Raw genomic sequence first — 18,358 nt, 5'->3', positions numbered from 1 at the left:
GGGCAACGGCTCACGGCTGCCGTGGAGTTCCGGCGGCAGCGCCCGGAACTCCACCCGTGAACAGCCGAGTTGACCGAACGGTTGGTCTAGACCTGAACGGCTCCACTGCGTCATAGTGAAGGAGTCCTCGCGACCGACCACCCACCGCGGGACCGCCGACCCGCGCCACCCCCCGATCGAACCGCCTCCCCACCGCCCGGGGAGGCGGTTCTTCGTCCGCGAGCGCCCCGGACCGTCACCCACGGATCCCGCCGTACAGAAAACAGTAGCCATGTACATAGTAGCCATGTACGGTATTTCTCGTGAGTTCAGCAAGGGAGAACGCCACGGCGGGGTTTCTCGTCTGGCGCCTGTCGATGAAGTGGCGGGTGGCCGTCGACCGGGCGGTCGCGCCGCTCGGCCTGACCCATGCGCAGTACGCGCTGATGGCGTCGCTGTACGGCATGCGGCGCTCCGGACTGACGCCCAGTCAGCGCGGCCTCGCCGACCACACCGGGCTCGAACCGCTGTACGTCTCCAAACTCGCCCGCGCACTGGAGGCCTCCGGGCTCGTCGCCCGCACCCGGGACCCGAACGACCCGCGCGCCATGCAGCTGTCGCTCACCGAGCAGGGGCTTGCCGTCACGCGACGCGCAATCACGGTGGTCCAGGGTCTGCTCGACCAGTTGCTGGAGCCGCTCGGGGGTCAGAACAGCGCGCGCACACGGCAGTTCACCCGTGAGCTGGCCACCTTGCTCGACGCACCTCTTGGTCCGCACCCCGAGAACGAGAAGGAGCCGTCATGACCACCACCACGGCACCCGCGGCCAACGCCCGGGTCATAGCCCTGGCCCACTACGCCGGGCGCGCCCTCCTGGAGGGCGTACTGGCGCGCCACGGCGTCACGTTCCACCAAAGTGTCACGCTCCGGGCCCTCGTGGCCGCGGGCGAGTCCGTCGACCGTGACCGCCTCGTCGCCGACGTCACCGGCTCGCTGAAGACCGAGGAGTCACTCACACGCGGCGTGATCGAGGAGATGACGGCCGCGAAGCTGCTGGAAGAGGACCCGGCCGAGACATCGCGGGTGCGGCTCACGGACGCCGGGCGGGAGTTGTTCGACACCACCTCCGCCGAGAGCGCCGAGATCGCCGCCCGGCTGTACGGCGGCATTCCGGCCGAGGACCTCGCGGTCGCGGGACGGGTGCTGTGCCTGGTCACGGAACGCGCGAACGCCGCGCTGGCCGGCGCCTGAGCCGGAGCGCCGGGCGCCCGGGCCGGGATGCGCTGCCCCGCGGGAGCCGAGCCCTGCCCCGCCACTCCTGAACGAAGAGGACGGCGGCGTGCCCTGCACGGCGATCCCTTCGTGGCCATGACCGGACCGGACCCGGCGCAGTCCGCCCGCTGCGGCCGGTCCGCTCCGGCCACCGACGCTCGACGGCCGGGCGGCGGGCCCCCGTTACGGCCGGCGTGACGACCGGCCACAGCTGGCGGCTCCGCTCCGCAGCGAGGGGCACGCGGGCCCGACCCGTCGGTCAGTGCGGCCGGTCGTGGGCGTCGGATTCGGCGGCGGACTTCAGTTGGCGCAGCCAGGCTTCCAGGCCCGCGCCGAGGAGCTCGGTCGCCGTGGGGACGTCCGCCTCGACCTGGGCGCCGGTGTGGGTCTCGTCGGTGCTCACCCGGACGCCGCCCTTGACCTTGGTGAAGGTCCATACATGCACGCCGTCGATGTGCAGCCCTTCACCGACCGCGGGTCCGGTCCACCGGATGCACGAGTTCTGCTTGATCTGCCGGACGGTCGAGGTGATGTCCAGACTGGTGGCGGGAGTTGCGGGGTTGGGAGGGATCGGGGTCGTCCACCGGAACGCCGAACCCTTGCGGAACGGGCCGTGGTCGAGGCGTTTCACGGACTCGACGGGGGTCTGCCAGGTCGGCCATCGCTCCACGTCGGTCTGAAGCCTCCAGATCGTGCGCAGCGGGGCGTTTATCACGACCGCGGTCCGGTGACGGACGAGAGCGTCGGGGTCGACGCCTTTCCCGCGGCAGGTGACGGACCTGTCCGGGTGGGGGGTGTGGGAGGCGGCGGCCCCGGCGGGCGCTGCTGCTGCGCCGAGGAGGCCGAGGACGAGAGGGACGGAGCAGAGGGCGGCGCGACTGCCGGTGCTGCGGATGCCGGACATGGAGTTCTCCTCTGTCGGAAGGGGTGAGCACTGCCGGTGGGCGTGTCACGCGACTGCCTCCGCAGCCGCGCTCCGCTAGAAGCTCATGCGTTCGTTAGAAGTTATAACCCCCTGCGAAGCGGCCGGTCAATGGGTTGCGTGATAACCTCTAACGAAATTTTGAGGCTGTAGACCGATGGATCGGAACGGTGGCAGGCCATGGCGACGACAGGCGCGAACACACCGCGGGAGCGCTACCGGACCCAGGTGCGGGCGGAGATCACGGAACGCGCCTGGGAGCAGATCGCCACGGCGGGAGCGTCCGCGCTCTCCCTCAACGCGATCGCCAAGCAGATGGGCATGAGCGGGCCGGCGCTCTACCGCTACTTCGCCGGCCGCGACGACCTGATCACCGAGCTCGTCCGTGAGGCGTACCGAAGCCTCGCCGACACCCTCCGCGCGGCCTCCGACACCGGCGCCGACCTGGCGGGGCTGGCACACACCCTGCGCGGCTGGGCGCTGGCGGACCCGCAGCGGTACTTCCTGATCTACGGCTCCCCCATCCCCGGCTACCACGCGCCCGAGGACATCACCGCGATCTCCTCCGAGATCATGACGACTCTGGTCGACGCGTGCGCCGCGACGGCTCCGGGCGGCGCCCCGACACCGTTCGCCGGCCATCTGGAGGACCACCGGGACTGGGCCGCCGGCCACCCCGCACCGCCGGAGGCCCTCCATCGGTTCCTGACGTTCTGGACCCGTCTGCACGGCGTCCTGTCACTGGAACTCGCGGGCCAGTTCGCGGGGATGGACTTCGACCCCGCCCTGCTCTTCGCCGCCGAAGTGGACGACCTGCTCGCGCCAAGGCCCGGAGCTCGGAGCTCCTGAGCTCAGAGCCGCCCCGCCATGTCGAGGAAGCGGTGGATCGATGCCTTCATCGCCGCGACGAAGTTCTGACGGGTCTCGTCGGCCACCAGGTCCAGCGACAGATACGGGTTGAGGTCCTCCAGCTCGACGAGCAGCAGTTCGCCGTCGGGGGCGCGGCAGGCGTCGACGCGCTGGATGCCCGAGGTGATGGTGTTCCAGTCGATGAAGCGCCGGGCGAAGTCGATGTCCGCCCCGGTCGGCTCGTACGGCTCGAGCACCCACCGCCGCTCGGGATCGGGGGCGTACAACGCGTACTGGAAGGCGTCGTCGACGAAGTAGAAGGACACCTCGTAGCGGAAGTCGATCCGCGGCTGGACGAGCACCTCACCGTAGGTGAGATGCGACAGGCGCTCGCGGGTGACGAACTCCAGGCCGATCGAGTCCGCGCCGGCCTTGGGCTTGACCGCGTACTGCTGCGCCGCCGGAAGGACGTCGAGGTCCGCGAGCCGGTCGACGGTGGGTATGACGGGGTGGCCGTCAGCGGTCAGATCCAGCAGATACTGCTTGCCGGCCATGTCTCCCCTGCCGGAGAGCGGGTTGTAGACGGGAATTCCCCAGGCAGTGGCCCGGTCACGGAAGGCGTCGTAGGCGTCCTGGTAGTGCAGGACGGGGCCGCTGTTGCGCACCACGACCGCGTCGAAGCCGTCCATCAGCGCGAGGGCCTCCCGCGGGTGGCACAGGGCGAGGTCGAATTCCTCGCGCAGCCGGGAGGTCAGGAAGATGTCCTCGTCGCAGTAGCGGCGACCCCGTGCCGGATAGGCGAGGTCGGTGACGAAGAGCAGTCGCGGTCGGACGGGCACGGGCATCTCCCGGGGAGTGTGGTCGACACCGGACTCCGGGCATCTCGCGGAGTTTGGTTGAGCTCCAAACTACCCATCGCCCGGAGCGCGCCCCGCGCCGGGGCCCGCCCGCGGCCTGCCGCGCCCTCGATCCGGTTGCGCAGGTCAAAGACGGTGCAGGCGAATGTCGGACAGCCGCCCTTCGGCCACATCCACGGTCATGAAGGTGCGGTACGGCTGACGTCGCCGGTCGGTCGGGGAACCCGGGTTCAGCAGCCGCAGCCCACCCGGAGCAGCAGTGTCCCAGGGGATGTGACTGTGCCCGAACACCAGCACGTCGAGGTCGGGAAACCGCTCCGCGCACCGCTGCTCCCGCCCCTTGGCCTGGCCGGTCTCGTGGATGACGCCGAAGCGCAGACCGCCGAGCTCGGCCCGCGCCACTTCCGGCAGGCGCGCCCGGAGTTCGGGGCCGTCGTTGTTGCCGTACACGGCAAGGAGCCGGGACGAGCGGGCCTCCAGCAGGTCGAGTGTGGCGCTGTCGACCCAGTCACCGGCGTGGAGCACCACGTCCGCCTCGTCGATCCGCTCCAGCAGCTCGGCCGGGAGGTGCCGGGCGCGCTTGGGAACATGGGTGTCGGAGGTCAGCAGCAGTCGCATCCCTCTACCCTGCCCGCCTTCCAGCTGTGCCGGTCCTTCTGACGCGCGGAGGCCGGTGCGCGGGGGTCCGGGTCAGCCGGCGGCTCGGGCGAGCAGTCCCGACAGCAGCACTTCGAGCGTCTGGCGCAGCGTGGACGGGAAGTCCAGGCGCAGGGCCGCGAGGGCGGGGTCCGCCTCGTAGGCCGCGAGCATGGCGGCCGACGGATGGGCGTGCGTCCAGACGGCGCCGGTCACCATGATCATGCCGCCGGTGAACCGCAGGGCGTCGTGTTCGCCGAGTTCGGGCAGATGGGTGCGGACCAGTTCGGCCATGGCCATGGCGCCGGCGATGGCCGAGCGCTTGTACTCCGCGGCGACCTGCGGGGAGACATTGCGCTCCAGCACCGCGGCCTGAGCCCCGATCAGGTCGCACAGCACCGGGCGCTCGGCCAGCGCGGACGCGACGACGGCGGCGATCCTGTCGGCGCGTTCGGTGACGGGTGCGGCAGCGTCGAGCGCCTCCGGCAGCGTGGTGCGCAGGTGCTCCACCAGTTCCTGGCACGCGGCGTCCAGAAGTTCGAGGAGAACGGCCTCGCGGGACTCGAAGTAGCGCAGCACGTTCGACTTCGCGAGACCGACGCGGCGGCTCAGTTCGTTCAGACTCACCTGCGCCACCGGCATCTCGGTGAGCATGGCGGCCGCCGTGTCCAGGATCGCCTTGCGGCGCTGGGCGCGCTGCTCCTCGTTGCGGGCGCGCTGGAATGTCGTTGCCATGACCACATGCTACAGACCCCCGGTCTCTTGTTATCGGACCACCGGTCTGCTAACTTCGAAATACAACAGACCGGCGGTCTGCTAGCCGTCGGCACACCTGCCATCCCAGGAGCCACCATGTATGCCGTTCCCGACCAGACCGGGAAGTTCGCCGTCGTCACCGGCGCCAACAGCGGAACGGGCAAGGAGACCGCACGCCGTCTCGCCGACGCCGGAGCCCGCGTCGTCCTCGCCGTCCGCACCCTCTCCAAGGGCGAGCGGGCCCGCGACGAGATCATGGCTCGGCACCCCCACGCCCAGCTCGAAGTTCGCCGCATCGACCTGGCCGACCTCGACTCGGTGAAGGAGTTCGCCGACGGGCTCATCGCCGACGGCACACCCCTCGACCTGCTGGTCAACAACGCCGGCGTCATGGCACCGCCCACCCGCATGACCACCGCCGACGGCTTCGAACTGCAACTGGGGAGCAACTTCCTCGGCCCCTTCGCCCTGACGCTGCGGCTCCTGCCGCTGCTGCTCACCGCCCCGGCTCCGCGCGTGGCCACCATGAGCAGCGGCACGGCCAACTACGGCCGGATCCACTTCGGCGATCTCCAGTGGGAGAACCGGCGCTACAGCCCCAACCTCGCCTACGCCCAGTCCAAGCTGGCCGACCTGATCATGGCCCGGCAGCTCACCGCGGTCGCCGCCGAGCGCGGCTGGAACCTGCTGAGCACCGCCGCCCACCCCGGGTACACCACGACCAATCTCCAGACCGCGGGCGCGAGCCTCGGCCGCGGCAAGCCCTCCCGGCTGCACGCACTGGTGAGCGCCATCGACTTCCTGCCCAAGCAAGGTGTCGAGCAGGGTGCAGAACCGCTGCTGTACGCGGCGACCGATCCGGAAGCCGTCGCGGACGGCTACTACGGTCCCAGCGCCCGGTTCGGCCTCGTCGGCCCGACCGGCACGGCACGGGTGACCCGCCGGGCCCTGGACCCCGCGACCAACGCCCGCCTGTGGGCCGAGGCCGAGCGCCTGACCAGCGTGTCCGTGCCGTCCACCGTCGCCTGACACCCGGACGCCGGCCCGCCTCGCACGCACCGCCCGGCAGTCGCCGCCGGTGCCGCCGAACGCGTGGACCGAGCACCGATGTGACATCCCACCGCACACGGACGCCGCGAGTGGGTAGGCGTGAGCCATGGACGTTGTGGACTCAGACGAGCTGTTGCGGCGAATCCAGCGAGCGCGTGACTGGGCGGGCCGTGAAGAGGAGTCGTGGAAGGCCCGGACCGGCGAGATGCAGGGCGATGATCCGGACGGGGCGCGTCGCGCCGAGGTGTTCGGATCGGCCTTCGAGACCGTCCGGAAGGTGCTGGACGAGATCGTCTCGCCCGGCCGATCGACCTAGGTCGTGTCCGTGAGCCCTCCTTCCTCCCGGCCCTCGGACCACGCCGCAGGGCCCTCTCCCCCGTGACCGAAGTCGCTGTGTGCACACCGCGGTTCATCCCTCCGGCACCGCATCAGAGACCTTCGCCGGACGCCGCACCCCGTCCACCCGACCAGACTCGGAAACGGCGACGTCACCCGACCGTGGCGTTGTGACCGTGGACGAAGAGGCGGGGAGACATGGTGCGTGACCAGCGGATGAGCCGGGCTCGGTTTCTGGCCGGGGCGGGGGCCGCGGGGATCGCGGCGGCCGGACTGCTCCCGACGGCGGGGACAGCCGCGGCGGCGCCGGAGACCCGCGCCGAGGAGAACAAGCAGCGCGGCCTGACCTACCGGGGCGTCTGCTACGAGGTCGGTGACGGCGAGACCCCGGGGACCGCCTGGAGTACCGCACGGATGCGGCAGGACATGCTGGCGATCAGGAACGACCTGCATGCGAGCTCGGTGCTGATCGGGGGCGTCGGTGTCGACCGGCTCACCTCGACCGCCACCGAGGCCGTCGAACGCGGACTGCATGTCTGGCTCCAACCGACCCTGGGCGACCGGTCCGAGGCCGACATCCTGGAGCATGTGGCGGAGGCGGGCAGGCACGCCGACCGTCTGCGCCGGCAGGGCGCCCGGATCCACCTCAGTGCGGGCTGCGAATTCGTGCTGTTCGTGCCGGGAATCGTGCCCGGCGACAATGCCGTGGAACGGATCGAGAACCTGCTGAGCGGGAACGTCGACCCCGAATTCATGGCACGTCGGCTGCGTGCCTTCACCGCACGAGCGGCCGCCGTCGGCAGGTCCGTCTTCCGCGGCCGGCTGACATACGCGGCGGCTCAGGACGAGCAGGTCGACTGGAACCTCTTCGACATCGTCGGCATCGACTACTACTCCTCCCACCCCCGCCGCGCCGACCACGTCCGGGAGATCAGCCGGTACCTGCGACGGGGCAAACCGCTGGCGATGCTGGAGTTCGGCAGCTGCACCTTCCTGGGCGCTCCGGAACAGGGCGGCATGGGCTGGAACACCGTCGACCACAGCAAGGACCCGCCCGAGATCCGCGGCGACCTCGTCCGCAGCGAGCGGACCCAGGCCGCCCATCTCACCGATGTCCTGGACGTGTTCGAGTCGATGAACCTGTACGCGGCCATGGCGTACACCTTCGTGACGCCCGACGCCCCGCACCGGCCGGAGCCACGCTACGACCTCGACATGGCCTCGTACAGCATCGTCAAGGCGATCAGGGACAGGGCCGACGACCCGGCGTCCGGCTGGCACTGGGAGCCGAAGGAGTCGTTCCACGCGCTCGCCCGGCAGTACTGCCGGATGCGGTGAGAGGGAGTTCAACGCTCAGTCGACCATGGGGAGTTCGACACTACGCCGCCCGGCGCGCCAAGGCGCCGGGCGGCGGCACGGATCGGGTTCGTCAGCCGTAGGTCACGGTCACCTGGCGGAAGCCGAGGGAACGCAGCAGGCCCTGGAGCATGGCCGTGGTGTTCTTCTCGGCGCGTACGTTCAGCTCGCTTTCCTTGGCGGCCTCACCGATGCGCTGGGCGGCGAGCCGGTGCACGGCCCGCTCGTCGGCCGGGTTGTCGGAGAAGAGGTCGCCGAGCCTGTCGAGGAGTCCGCGCTGCTTGGAGACGGCGTACGAACGGTCCGCGTTCAGGGCCGGGGTGCCGAGCCGGGCGTGCGGCAGGCGCAGCGTGGCCTCGGTCCGGTCCTCGTTGACGGTCACGCTCTTGTCGCCGAGCCGGTTCAGATCGACGTACGCGCTCACCGTGCCCGCGCCGACGTACAGGGTGCGGGTGCCCCGGATGGCGTCCGGCAGGAACTTGGCGTCCTTCTCCAGGTCGACGACGATCTGGAAGTTGCCGGCGGCGCCCTCGTAACGGTTCATGTCCTGAATGGATTTGAGTACGGCAGGACCCGATCGGTCCTTGGTCTCCTCACCGAAGACGTCATCGAGGCCGGGCACCAGGCTGAAGCGTCCGGCGAGCACGAACAGGACCAGGACGACCAGCAGGGCGACGGGTACCTTCACCCACCACGGCACCGGCGAGCGCCCCGTGGGGTGCTGCTTCTCAGGAGCTCGAGTAAGTGTCTTCACGGGCTCCGGGTTCCCCCGAAGGGCGGAGGCAGTCGCGCACCGCGGGCACTTTGCGGCACCGCTCCCGCCGGCCGGTGCCCACCCTGCTCATGGTCCCCTCATGCCACCCGCAGCACGCCGTCCGACGCGCTGTCACCCCTCGGACGGGAAGGGCTGCTCCGTCCAGATCGTCTTGCCGGACGGGGTGTAGCGCGTGCCCCACCGGTGGACGAGCTGGGCGACGATGAACAGTCCGCGCCCGCCTTCGTCGTCCTCGGCGCTGTGCCGCAGATGGGGCGAGGTGTGGCCCGTGTCGGCGACCTCGCAGAGCAGCGAGCGGTCGAGGATGAGCCGCAGATGCAGCGGCCCCTCGGCATGCCTGATGGCATTGGTGACCAGCTCGCTGACGACGAGCTCGGTCGAGAACACCAGGTCGTCCAGGCCCCATTCGTGGAGCTGTTCGGCGGCGAGCCCCCGGGCGTGACCCACCGCCACCGCCTCCGCCGGGAGTTCCCAGTCGACGACCTTCCCGGGGCCGAGTTCACGGGTGCGGACGAGCAGCAGCGCGGTGTCGTCGGCCGTCGTACCGCCCGGCAGGAGCTCGGACAGCGTGCGGTCGCAGAGCTCTTCGAGACTCCCCCGTCGTTCACCGAGCACCCTGCCCAGAGCGTCCAGACCCTGGTCGATGTCGCGGTCGCGTGACTCGATCAGACCGTCCGTGAACAGCGCCAGCAGGCTGCCCACCGGGAGTTCGATGTCCATGGACTCGAAGGGCAGGCCTCCGAGACCCAGCGGCGGCCCGGCCGGCAGCGCGGGAAACGACACACGGCCGTCGGGCGCCTCGATCGCGGGCGGCAGATGTCCCGCCCGGGCCATGGTGCAACGCCGGGTGACCGGGTCGTAGACCGCGTAGAGGCAGGTCGCTCCCGTGGCGTCGTCGTGCGGAGGGTCCTGCGCGCCGGAGCCCGCGGACGGCTCGTCGGCCGACTGCCCCACCAGATCGTCGACCCTGGTGAGCAACTCGTCCGGTGTCAGGTCCAGTTGGGCGAGCGCACGCACCGTCGTCCGCAGGCGTCCCATGGTGGCCGCCGCCTGGAGGCCGTGCCCGACCACGTCACCGACCACCAGTCCGACCCGGCTGCCGGACAGCGCGATGACATCGAACCAGTCACCGCCGACACCGGTCACGTCGTCGGTGGGCAGGTAGCGGTACGCCAGGTCGACGGCCGACTGCTGCGGCAGATGTTGCGGCAGCAGCTGCCGCTGGAGGGCGAGGGAAGCCCTGCGTTCCCGGGTGAAGCGCCGGGCGTTGTCGATGGACACGGCCGTACGGGCCGCGAGCTCGTCCGCCAGCGCGACTTCGCCGCGGTCGAAGGCCGCCGAGGGCGACTGGCGCGCAAAGGTCACCAGCCCGAGCACGTTCCCCCCGGCCCGCAGCGGCACGACCAGTGTGTTGTCCTCGAGCACCAGCCCGCCGGAGGAGAGACTGCGGTCCTGAAGCGAACCGGTCGGATACTCGACCGGGGCCGGCGGTTTCGTCCGTGCCGGGTCGTCGGGGCCGAAGGCCGGTTCGGGCCGGGCGGCGACCCGTACGAGAGCGGTGGCCTCCGAACCGCCCGGACCCTGCTCCTCGCCCTCCAGGACGCCGGACGCCAGATCGACGGTGACGGTGTCGGCGAAATCCGGCACCGCCACCTCGGCGACCTCTTCGGCCGTACGGACGACGTCGAGCACGGTCCCGATGCTGCGCCCGGCCTCCACGAGCAGGGCCAGCCGCTGCTGCGCCTCGTAACGGTCGGAGATGTCGAAGGCGTCCTCGCAGACGCCGAAGACATGCCCGTCGGCATCCTGGAGGCGGTAGTACGAGCAGGACCAGAGGTGCTCCTGTCCGGGGTCGCTGGGCGGCCGGCCACGGAAGTGGAGGTCGAGGATGGGTTCACCGGTGTCGAGGACGTGGTGCATGACCTCGTCGAGGGTGTGCGGATCGCCCTCGGTGATGAACCTGCCCTCCGAGTACAGCTCATCGGCCCGCAGGCCGCGGAACTCGGCGAACGGCAGCCCGATCTCCCGTTCGTAGGCGGCGTTGCACCAGGTGAGGCGCAGCTCCGTGTCGTAGATGCCGAGGCCCACGGGTGACTGCGTGGCGAGGCCCTGGAGCAGCGCCAGCCGGGACTCCCAGAGCCTCAGGCCCTCCAGATCGGTCGCGACCAGCACGCGGGCCGCCGGGCCGCCACCGGGCAGTGTGCAGACAGCGGTGGCGACCATCAGGCTGCGGCCGTCGCGATGCCGGGCGATACGGATCTCGGTGCCGCTGGGTGTGCCGGAACCGGGTCCGGACTCGGCCGCAGGGACCTCGGCGGGGTGCCGCGGCGACAGAAAGGCGTCCAGCGGCCGGCCGATGATCTCGTCCTGGGTGTATCCGAGGAGCTCTTCGGCGGCGCGGCTCCATCCGACGACGGTGTCGTGGGCATCGAGAACCGCCGTGGCGGCTCGGGTGACGTCGAGCGGACCACGGAAGTCGGGACCCTTCGTCGCATTCCCATCGCTCATGGCGCCACACCAGCCCGATTCATTGCCTCCAGAATCCGCCCTGACCGAGACCGGCACAAGCGCAATGGTTCTGTTGCCCGGACCGTTTTCGCCCCTACGGCCGGCCGACTGCCCCGGCGGCGGCGCGGGGTGGGACGCCGGCGCCGTGAGCAGACGCCCACGGGTCGCGGATCGGGCGGTGGAGCGGGGTCGCGCGGAAAATCCAGGCGGGCTCGAAAAGGCGCGGCACAGTCCTCCGACCTGGGCAGGGTCAGCCGCTGAACGGTGACGGAGCGTCAGAAGTCCTCGCACTCCCAGGGCTTGCGCCGAGAGGGCACACTGACCGCGCTCCAACACCTGGCCGCATAGCTTGGATGAGCCCCCAATCGCATCCCTGCGCCTCATTGTTCACTCGCACGAGTGACAGGATCATCCACGCATCTCGATGAGGCACGTGTCTGCATGTGACAATCATCGCCAATGGTGGCCGGATCTTTACCGGTGAGGTAATTCACAGAACTCGATAGTTTCGTTCTCAACAAGCCGGTGCACCGAAACATCGGACCACAAATCACTACTCCCGGGTCAGCTCGACAAAAGGACGCAGCCGCGAACACCACAATTCCGGCGCGGCGTCAAGGTCGGGATTGCCCAGGCGCGCGATCTAGTGCACTCTGTGCCCACGAGCCACGCAGTACGTGCAGCTCGGACGGCGGAGCAGCCCATCCCCGACCAAGGCCCCACCCAGGCCGGTCCGCTGCTTTCCGCCGCGCCGGGCAATAGTACAGACCAATGGGGGCGCAAGGGTGAAAGAATTTCCGCGGCCATCCGCCTCCTCCGGGGGCGAATCTCCGATTCCGGACGGGAATCCCTCCCTTGGCTCGGAAAAGGTGCAGACGAATGGGATATCCGTCTCGAGCCTGCTGGCCCACCATTGGCGGGCAGTTCTCGACTACGCGTACATCTGCACCGTTTCTCCCGAGAGCGCGAAGAAACTAGCCGGCGGCGCATTCCTCCGCACCATCGGCGACCTCTCCCCCGGTGCCCCCGGCAGCCCCGGCTCAGATGCCCCGGGTCCCGCCAGTCCGTGGCGCATCCGGCTGCTGACCGCCGTGCTCCAGACGGCCAGGGAATGGGCCGGGGACGAGCGCAGATTCACCCTCCAGCCGGGTCTGCGCGAACTGCCCGGAGACAGGGCGGGGGCGCAGTCCCGTCCCGAGCACACCAACCTCGTGCGACGTGCGTTCAACGCGCTGCCGGAACGCGCGCAGGCACGTCTGTGGCACGCGGAGGTGGAGGCCGAGGACATCGGCACGTCCGCCGTCATCGGCAGCCCGAACCCGGCCGCGGCCCGGGTGGAACTCCAGCGCGACCGGGTGCTCCTGCGCACGGCGTGCCAGCAGGCCCATCTCAATCTGGGCGGTGACTACTGCCGCAGGTACAACCGGCTCCTCGACGTCTACACGAGCCGTCCCGGAGTGCCGATGATGGCCGACCTCCAGGAGCATCTGGACAGCTGCGCCTTCTGCCGCCGGGCCGCGGATCAGCTCGACCACTCCGGTGGACGGCTGCGCCGCCTCCTCGCCGGAGCGGTGCTCGAATTCGGCGCGGACGCCTATCTGGCCGCCCGGCAGGCCGGCACCGCAACCACCGGCGGAGCCGTCCCCGCCGGCGATCCGCTCCCGGAGCACGGCAGGCACCGGACACCCGGCTCGCAGCCGCGACTCGTCCTGCGGCAGGCCCGGCAGCGCCCGGTCCTCACGCTGGTGATCGCCGGAAACGTTGTCATCGCGGCTCTTGCGGCCGGCTTCTTCCTCTTCCCGGCCGACTCGCCGTCCTCGGCCTCCCCGGCTCCGTCCGCACCCCCGTCCGCGACGGCACCGGCGCCCGGTCCCTCCGCCGCCCCGTCGGCCCGCTTCCGCAACGCCGCGACCAGTCTGTGCCTCGACGCGCGTTCCCCCGCGACATCCGGAGCCACGGCCGTCACCGCGCCCTGTTCGACGCAGCCCACGCAGCGCTGGCAGTTCGACGCGGCCGGTCTGCTGCGCAATGCCGGGACGGACGACCTGTGCCTGGCGTTCCACCGGACCTCGTTCCGGCTCCAGCTCTCGCCGTGCAGCACGCAGAGCGGCGACGAGGCGGCCTCGCCCTTCGATCTGTCGCCCGACGGGCTGCTCGTACCCCGCGAGGAACAGGGACTCGCGGTGGTCCCCGTCGACCGGACGGCGTACACCGCGGTGGTTCTCAAACCGGCCCAGTCGTCGTCCGCGACACAGCAATGGAGAAGCGACGCTCTCACCCCCTGAACGTCGCACACCTGTCCGGCCTCACTGTCCGTTTCCGACCACAGAGGTCATATTCTGATGACCGGTCATCACAGAGCTGCTCGTTCGGCCCTTCCACCACGGACATCCCGGCATAGAGTGAGGCGCTCACGGCGAGGGCTCGATCTCGGCCAAGCGGGTATCTCTACGCCACGAACCTTTGGCGCGGCCACGGCTTCCTGGGAGGCGATGCAGCCTTGACAAGGCAGGGTTTTGCTTTCTGCGGGGCCGATTTCGCAGCCGTTTATCTCTACTCGGGGGAAGACGGCCGGCTCGACCTGGCCGACGTGGTCGAAGGGCCCGACAATATCTGCGCACTGCCCGAGGCCTTCTACCTCTCCGGCAGGTCGCCGATCGCGGACGCCTTCCGCGACGACCGCATCCGATGGCTCGGCCCGGCGCAGCTGACGGAGTACGCGCGGGCGGGCGACGCGACGCCCGGTCCGGACACCGTCCTCGCGGAATGCGTCAAGGCCTGGCCGAGCAGTACATCGCTGGGCGCCCTTCCCCTGGGCGGCCACACCAGCAAGCTCGGCTGCCTCGTTGTCGTGGGTGCTTCCGCGGAGGGCTTCGACACGGACTGCCGGCATCTGCTGGAGCTGTACGCCGATCAGGTCGCGGCGGGGATCGAAGCGCTCGACACACAGGTCGTGAAGCGGCAGCCGAAGGTCCGTCCGCGTCGGGGTGCCGGACTGTTCCCACCCCGCAGCGGCGCCTTCACGCTGGTGCTCAAGACAGGCGACATGAAGGCCGACGACCAGGTCCTGGAACTGCTCGGCGTCGCTGCCGAGGATTTCGACGGGCGCGCGGAGACACTCCTCGCCTGCGCCGTCCCGGATGATGTGCCCGCGCTCATGTCGATCGTGGAGCCGGGGCGGTCGTCGTCCACGGACCACCAACTGGCGTTCCGTATCCGCCGGCCCAACGGCGAGCTCCGCTGGCTCGGCCTGCGGTGCCGGATGCTGCTCTCGCCCGACGGCAAGCCGGAACGCATGCTGGGTGTCGTCGCCGACGCCTCCTATCTGCGGCCCAACGCCGACGAGGTGTCCCGTGTGCAGCGGCTGTCCGCCAAGCTGGCCGGCGCCACGACCGTCCGGGATGTCAGCGAGGTCGTGGTCGCGGCTCTGCGCGCACCGCTCGACGCCAGCCGGGTCGCCGTGGCGGAGCTGGAGGCCGACCGCCTGGTCGTCACCATCCTCGATCCGCCCGACCCCGACGCCTGGCCGGAGGTATGGAGATCGGAGTGGCGGTCCGAGTGGCCCGACGCGGCCAGCAGCGCCCTGCCCACCCTCAGGAGCGCGCTGCGCGAGGGCACGGTCTCCGTGTGGCTGCCCGGCGCCGATCTGGAACCCGGACTCGCGAACATCGGACCCGGCGGTCTCGCCGTGCTGCCGCTGCTGGCCGACGGCAGGATGGTCGGAGCCTGTCTGGTGGGCTGGGACCAGGAGCACCGGTTCGGCCCGGAGGAACGGTCCCTGCTGACGGCGACCGCCAGTCTGGTCGGCCAGGCCCTGATGCGCGCCCATGTGCTGGACGCCCGGCACGAGCTGGCCAGAACGCTGCAGCGCAGTCTGCTGCCCCGCAAGCTTCCGGTGCTGCCCGGCGGCAAGGCCGTGGCGCGCTATCTGCCCGCGACGGTCGGGCTCGAAGTGGGCGGCGACTGGTACGACGTCATTCCGCTCCCGGACAGCCATGTGGCACTCGTCATCGGTGATGTCCAGGGGCACAGTGCCGAGGCGGCCACCATCATGGGACAGATGCGCACGGCCATCAGGGCGTACGCGGTGGAGGGACATCCGCCCGACGTCGTGGTCAGCCATGCGAACCGGCTGCTCATCGGCATGGAGACCGACCTCTTCGCGACCTGCTGCTATGTGGACCTGGACATGGAGGAGGGCATCGCCCTCTTCGTACGGGCGGGCCATCTTCAGCCCCTGCTGCGGTACCCGGACGGTTCCACCGACGAACTGAACGTCCAGGGCGGCCCACCGCTCGGCGTCATGACGGATGCTCAGTTCCCCATGACCGAGGCGGGGTTGACTCCAGGCACGGTGCTGACGCTGCTCACGGACGGGCTGGTCGAGTCGGCGAGCCTGCCGCTCGAGGACGGTATGAACCGCCTCCGTTCGCTGCTCAGCGCCGCGGATCCGTCCGACACGGGACGCACGGCCGACGACCTCCTCGGGAACGTCGACCGGCGGGACGACGACGTGGCCGTGCTGCTCCTGCGCTACGACGGCATGCTCATACGGCCGAAGCGGGCGCGCTGGACGGTGTGGAGGCTCCCCGACGCGATCGTGCACGCCCGCCGCTTCACCGCCCGGACCCTGCGCGGCTGGGAGGCGGTGGACGAGATGGACGTGGCTCTCCTCATCGTCTCGGAACTGGTCACCAACGCGATCGCGCACACCCAGGGGCAGGTGCGGCTCGACCTGACGCTCGCTCAGGACCGGCTGAGGATCGCCGTCAACGACTCCTCACCCCGCTCCCCCGCCCGGCCGACGACCCTGGACCTGGACGCGACGGGCGGTCGCGGACTGCTCATCGTCGAGGCACTGTCCACTGCCTGGGGTTCGGTGCCGTTCGCCGGCGGCAAGCAGGTGTGGGCAGAGATCGCGCTCTCACCGGGCGAGCAGATGAACGCGCCGCCGAAGGCGTAGCGGACACCCGACGGTGTGAACTCCTGCCGCCGTTCGGGGGAGTTCGAACAGCACACCGTTCGTGATCATGGATCCTCTCTGTGGACCCGAGCCCTTCGGCTGCGGGCATCACCTTTTCGAGTAGGAGACATCCATGGTCATGCGCCGTTCCCTGTCGGTCGTCATCGGTGCCGTTGCCCTCGTCCTCGGCGCCACCACCGCGTCGGCGGCCCCCGCGGCCCCGGCCGCGGGAACGGCCCGCATGAACCCGTGCGGGTTCTACGAGACGTCCAGCGACGCCTACTACCAGCACTGCACGAGCGACGGTTCCCGCGTGATCGTCGAGGTGGAAGTCTTCGGGCCCAACTACGAGCGCTGTGTGGCGCCCGGGACCACCTGGCTCGGATCCTCCGGCAAGATCGACGGCGCGTTCTACACCGGACGCACCTGCTGACACCCTTCGGGCACCGGGCCCGCGGCGCGAGCGGCGGGCCCTCGGTACGGCGACGCATCGCCACCGGAACGCTTCGGTACCGGAACGCGTCGGTACCGGAACGCTGCGCCACCGAGGCGCACCGGCACCGGGGTCGTTTCGGTACGGGGTCGTTTCGGTACGGGGCGTGAGACAGCGATGAGTCCGGCCGTCCGGTCCGGTCTCCACTCCTGGGTACTGATCTCGCAGGTACCGATCCCCAGACGAGGAGAGGCCCGATGCGGCAACCGACACCTCATTCCGCGCTGCGCCGCCTGGACGTGCTCGTGGGCGTATGGGACATGTGGGCCCTCGGGCGCCGGGCCGGGCCGGTGCGGACCGAGTTCTCCTGGCTGGAGGGCGGGGTCGTTCTCGTGCAACGCGCGGACGTGGGGCCGGATTCGGCCGTTCCCGCCGAGTGGGGTCCGCATCTGCCGTTCCCCACCGTCACGCTGACCGGCTACGACGACACGGCCGACGAGTTCACGACGCTGTATGCCGATGGCCGGGGTGTCGCCCGCGTCTACCGGACGAGTGTGAACGACGGTGTGTGGAAGCAGTGGCGGGCAGCGCCCGGCTTCCACCAGAGATTCACCGCCACCATCGACGACGGGGGCGGCACGATCAGTGGCGGCTGGGAGGGATCGCGTGACGGCGAGACCTGGACGCCGGACTTCGATGTGACGTACACAAGGGTCGGCTGAGATCTTCCGCTGCCACCGGCCTGCCCGGTGATCGGGGAGCGTGCGCTTCCCGCGACGGGGTAGCCGGGGTCTGCGGGCCGGAGCGCGCGTACAGGATTGGTCTCCTCCAGCGCGCGCCCCGGCCGCTTTTTCCTCCAGGTACAGGGACAGGAGATGGCAGTGAACAGCATCTGGAGCTATTCGGCAGCCGACGGATATTCAACAGGTCTGTCCCTCACAGGTTTTGTCGTCGAGGCGTCCGACGGCGTGGTCGGACACGTGGACAGGCAGCAGGACGACACGGGTGTGCAGCATCTGGTCGTCGACACGGGCGTGTGGGTGTTCGGCAAGAGCGTCCTGATCCCCGCGGGCCTGGTGACCCGTATCGACGTCGAGGCGCAGAAGGTCTTCCTGGGACGCACCAGGGACGAGATCAAGAGCGCGCCCCTGTTCTCCCGGGACAGCGAGACCGGTGACATGGCGTATCTGTCGTCGGTCGGCCGCTACTACCAGGAACTCGACGCGGCGCAGGGCATCTGAGCGGACCGACGGAGACGTCCCACAGCGCGCGGGGGCGAAGGGCAGACCGCCCTTCGCCCCCGCGCGCTGTGGTGACCCGGTGCCGAGTGCGGTCGTGAGCTGCGCAGACGGCGGAGAGTGACAGTTGGAGATGCGCAGCCGCGGGCTCGCTGTTTCGCTGATCTCATCCGTCTGCACGAGTTGAGGGAGGCTGTCCATGAGCGTGGCGAAGGAATCCGGTGGCCGTGCCCGCCAGCTGCGGGAGAAGGCCCTCGAACTGTCGGCGGCCGCCGCCCGCACCACCGATCCCGAACTGCGGCAACGGCTGGAGGACAAGGCCCGCCGGCTCCAGCAGCAGAGCGAGCAGCCCGGCATGGGCGGCCAGGACGCATATGCGCCGTGGAACGACGTGTAGATCCGTCGTTCCACGGCGCACTGTCCTGCG

At 70.2% G+C, this 18,358-nt stretch carries 18 protein-coding genes; 12 read left to right on the top strand and 6 right to left on the bottom strand.

What is annotated here, in order from left to right; genetic code table 11:
* Window positions 1-302: 302 nt before the first annotated feature.
* Window positions 303-785 (top strand): MarR family winged helix-turn-helix transcriptional regulator, encoded by a 483-nt coding sequence (locus RPQ07_RS34415; protein ID WP_313948168.1) that lies wholly within the window; start codon window positions 303-305, stop codon window positions 783-785.
* The gene (locus tag RPQ07_RS34410; RefSeq protein WP_313948167.1) at window positions 782-1,231 is read left to right on the top strand and encodes a MarR family transcriptional regulator; all 450 of its coding nucleotides are present in this window, start codon (window positions 782-784) and stop codon (window positions 1,229-1,231) included. Before RPQ07_RS34415 ends, RPQ07_RS34410 begins: the two co-directional genes overlap by 4 nt.
* Before the next feature lie 280 nt (window positions 1,232-1,511).
* Here RPQ07_RS34410 and RPQ07_RS34405 read toward each other — a convergent pair whose 3' ends face one another.
* Window positions 1,512-2,156: an SRPBCC family protein gene (locus tag RPQ07_RS34405; RefSeq protein WP_313948166.1), complete on the bottom strand. Its 645-nt coding sequence runs from the start codon at window positions 2,154-2,156 to the stop codon at window positions 1,512-1,514.
* A gap of 198 nt (window positions 2,157-2,354) precedes the next feature.
* Between RPQ07_RS34405 and RPQ07_RS34400 the strand changes: the two genes are divergently transcribed.
* A complete protein-coding gene (locus tag RPQ07_RS34400; protein ID WP_313948165.1) occupies window positions 2,355-3,023 on the top strand; it encodes a TetR/AcrR family transcriptional regulator in 669 nt (222 codons plus the stop codon).
* Between the two features lie 2 nt (window positions 3,024-3,025).
* Here the strand turns inward: RPQ07_RS34400 and RPQ07_RS34395 are convergent, their stop codons facing one another.
* The 3 genes from RPQ07_RS34395 to RPQ07_RS34385 form a co-directional block, all read right to left on the bottom strand.
* Window positions 3,026-3,868: a hypothetical protein gene (locus RPQ07_RS34395; RefSeq protein WP_313948164.1), complete on the bottom strand. Its 843-nt coding sequence runs from the start codon at window positions 3,866-3,868 to the stop codon at window positions 3,026-3,028.
* Window positions 3,869-4,006: 138 nt separating this feature from the next.
* Window positions 4,007-4,498, bottom strand: coding sequence for a metallophosphoesterase (locus RPQ07_RS34390; protein WP_313948163.1), 492 nt, complete (start codon window positions 4,496-4,498; stop codon window positions 4,007-4,009).
* Window positions 4,499-4,570: 72 nt separating this feature from the next.
* Window positions 4,571-5,251 (bottom strand): TetR/AcrR family transcriptional regulator, encoded by a 681-nt coding sequence (locus tag RPQ07_RS34385; protein ID WP_313948162.1) that lies wholly within the window; start codon window positions 5,249-5,251, stop codon window positions 4,571-4,573.
* 117 nt (window positions 5,252-5,368) lie between these two features.
* On the opposite strand from RPQ07_RS34385, the gene RPQ07_RS34380 reads away from it, so the two are divergent.
* The 3 genes from RPQ07_RS34380 to RPQ07_RS34370 all read left to right on the top strand — a co-directional run bounded on the left by RPQ07_RS34380 (window position 5,369) and on the right by RPQ07_RS34370 (window position 7,996).
* Window positions 5,369-6,301 carry an SDR family oxidoreductase gene (locus tag RPQ07_RS34380; RefSeq protein WP_313948161.1) on the top strand — a complete coding sequence of 311 codons (933 nt, stop codon included), beginning with the start codon at window positions 5,369-5,371 and terminating at the stop codon, window positions 6,299-6,301.
* A 127-nt stretch (window positions 6,302-6,428) separates the two neighbouring features.
* Complete coding sequence (locus RPQ07_RS34375) at window positions 6,429-6,638, top strand: hypothetical protein (RefSeq protein ID WP_313948160.1); 210 nt, start codon at window positions 6,429-6,431, stop codon at window positions 6,636-6,638.
* Window positions 6,639-6,856: 218 nt separating this feature from the next.
* Entirely contained in the window at window positions 6,857-7,996 is a 1,140-nt protein-coding gene (locus tag RPQ07_RS34370; RefSeq protein WP_313948159.1) for an abortive phage infection protein, read from the top strand.
* 91 nt (window positions 7,997-8,087) lie between these two features.
* Here the strand turns inward: RPQ07_RS34370 and RPQ07_RS34365 are convergent, their stop codons facing one another.
* Together RPQ07_RS34365 and RPQ07_RS34360 are read right to left on the bottom strand one after the other, a co-directional pair.
* Complete coding sequence (locus RPQ07_RS34365) at window positions 8,088-8,702, bottom strand: DUF4230 domain-containing protein (RefSeq protein WP_313948158.1); 615 nt, start codon at window positions 8,700-8,702, stop codon at window positions 8,088-8,090.
* A gap of 198 nt (window positions 8,703-8,900) precedes the next feature.
* A complete protein-coding gene (locus RPQ07_RS34360; protein WP_313948157.1) occupies window positions 8,901-11,297 on the bottom strand; it encodes a SpoIIE family protein phosphatase in 2,397 nt (798 codons plus the stop codon).
* Window positions 11,298-12,166: 869 nt separating this feature from the next.
* Here RPQ07_RS34360 and RPQ07_RS34355 point away from each other — a divergent pair.
* From RPQ07_RS34355 to RPQ07_RS34330, 6 genes are all read left to right on the top strand, one after another.
* Window positions 12,167-13,582 carry an RICIN domain-containing protein gene (locus tag RPQ07_RS34355; protein WP_313948156.1) on the top strand — a complete coding sequence of 472 codons (1,416 nt, stop codon included), beginning with the start codon at window positions 12,167-12,169 and terminating at the stop codon, window positions 13,580-13,582.
* A 215-nt stretch (window positions 13,583-13,797) separates the two neighbouring features.
* Window positions 13,798-16,260 carry a SpoIIE family protein phosphatase gene (locus RPQ07_RS34350; protein ID WP_313948155.1) on the top strand — a complete coding sequence of 821 codons (2,463 nt, stop codon included), beginning with the start codon at window positions 13,798-13,800 and terminating at the stop codon, window positions 16,258-16,260.
* 133 nt (window positions 16,261-16,393) lie between these two features.
* Window positions 16,394-16,693 (top strand): DUF6355 family natural product biosynthesis protein, encoded by a 300-nt coding sequence (locus RPQ07_RS34345; protein WP_313948154.1) that lies wholly within the window; start codon window positions 16,394-16,396, stop codon window positions 16,691-16,693.
* A gap of 257 nt (window positions 16,694-16,950) precedes the next feature.
* The gene (locus RPQ07_RS34340; RefSeq protein ID WP_313948153.1) at window positions 16,951-17,415 is read left to right on the top strand and encodes a hypothetical protein; all 465 of its coding nucleotides are present in this window, start codon (window positions 16,951-16,953) and stop codon (window positions 17,413-17,415) included.
* A gap of 153 nt (window positions 17,416-17,568) precedes the next feature.
* Window positions 17,569-17,934, top strand: coding sequence for a PRC-barrel domain containing protein (locus RPQ07_RS34335; RefSeq protein WP_313948152.1), 366 nt, complete (start codon window positions 17,569-17,571; stop codon window positions 17,932-17,934).
* A gap of 196 nt (window positions 17,935-18,130) precedes the next feature.
* A complete protein-coding gene (locus tag RPQ07_RS34330; RefSeq protein ID WP_313948151.1) occupies window positions 18,131-18,328 on the top strand; it encodes a DUF6381 family protein in 198 nt (65 codons plus the stop codon).
* The last annotated feature ends 30 nt before the right edge of the window (window positions 18,329-18,358 follow it).

This window comes from Streptomyces sp. AM8-1-1 (genome assembly GCF_032229325.1).
Classification (GTDB): Bacteria; Actinomycetota; Actinomycetes; order Streptomycetales; family Streptomycetaceae; genus Streptomyces; species Streptomyces achmelvichensis.
This window is presented reverse-complemented; position numbering and strand designations above follow the sequence as displayed.

Bases quoted from the DNA above. Each gene is read 5' to 3' on its own strand.
- RPQ07_RS34370 (WP_313948159.1), top strand. From the start codon at position 6,857: ATGGTGCGTGACCAGCGGATGAGCCGGGCTCGGTTTCTGGCCGGGGCG.
- RPQ07_RS34340 (WP_313948153.1), top strand. From the start codon at position 16,951: ATGCGGCAACCGACACCTCATTCCGCGCTGCGCCGCCTGGACGTGCTC.
- RPQ07_RS34330 (WP_313948151.1), top strand. From the start codon at position 18,131: ATGAGCGTGGCGAAGGAATCCGGTGGCCGTGCCCGCCAGCTGCGGGAG.
- RPQ07_RS34345 (WP_313948154.1), top strand. From the start codon at position 16,394: ATGGTCATGCGCCGTTCCCTGTCGGTCGTCATCGGTGCCGTTGCCCTC.
- RPQ07_RS34405 (WP_313948166.1), bottom strand. From the start codon at position 2,156: ATGTCCGGCATCCGCAGCACCGGCAGTCGCGCCGCCCTCTGCTCCGTC.
- RPQ07_RS34395 (WP_313948164.1), bottom strand. From the start codon at position 3,868: ATGCCCGTGCCCGTCCGACCGCGACTGCTCTTCGTCACCGACCTCGCC.
- RPQ07_RS34400 (WP_313948165.1), top strand. From the start codon at position 2,355: ATGGCGACGACAGGCGCGAACACACCGCGGGAGCGCTACCGGACCCAG.
- RPQ07_RS34375 (WP_313948160.1), top strand. From the start codon at position 6,429: ATGGACGTTGTGGACTCAGACGAGCTGTTGCGGCGAATCCAGCGAGCG.
- RPQ07_RS34390 (WP_313948163.1), bottom strand. From the start codon at position 4,498: ATGCGACTGCTGCTGACCTCCGACACCCATGTTCCCAAGCGCGCCCGG.
- RPQ07_RS34360 (WP_313948157.1), bottom strand. From the start codon at position 11,297: ATGAGCGATGGGAATGCGACGAAGGGTCCCGACTTCCGTGGTCCGCTC.
- RPQ07_RS34335 (WP_313948152.1), top strand. From the start codon at position 17,569: ATGGCAGTGAACAGCATCTGGAGCTATTCGGCAGCCGACGGATATTCA.
- RPQ07_RS34410 (WP_313948167.1), top strand. From the start codon at position 782: ATGACCACCACCACGGCACCCGCGGCCAACGCCCGGGTCATAGCCCTG.
- RPQ07_RS34385 (WP_313948162.1), bottom strand. From the start codon at position 5,251: ATGGCAACGACATTCCAGCGCGCCCGCAACGAGGAGCAGCGCGCCCAG.
- RPQ07_RS34380 (WP_313948161.1), top strand. From the start codon at position 5,369: ATGTATGCCGTTCCCGACCAGACCGGGAAGTTCGCCGTCGTCACCGGC.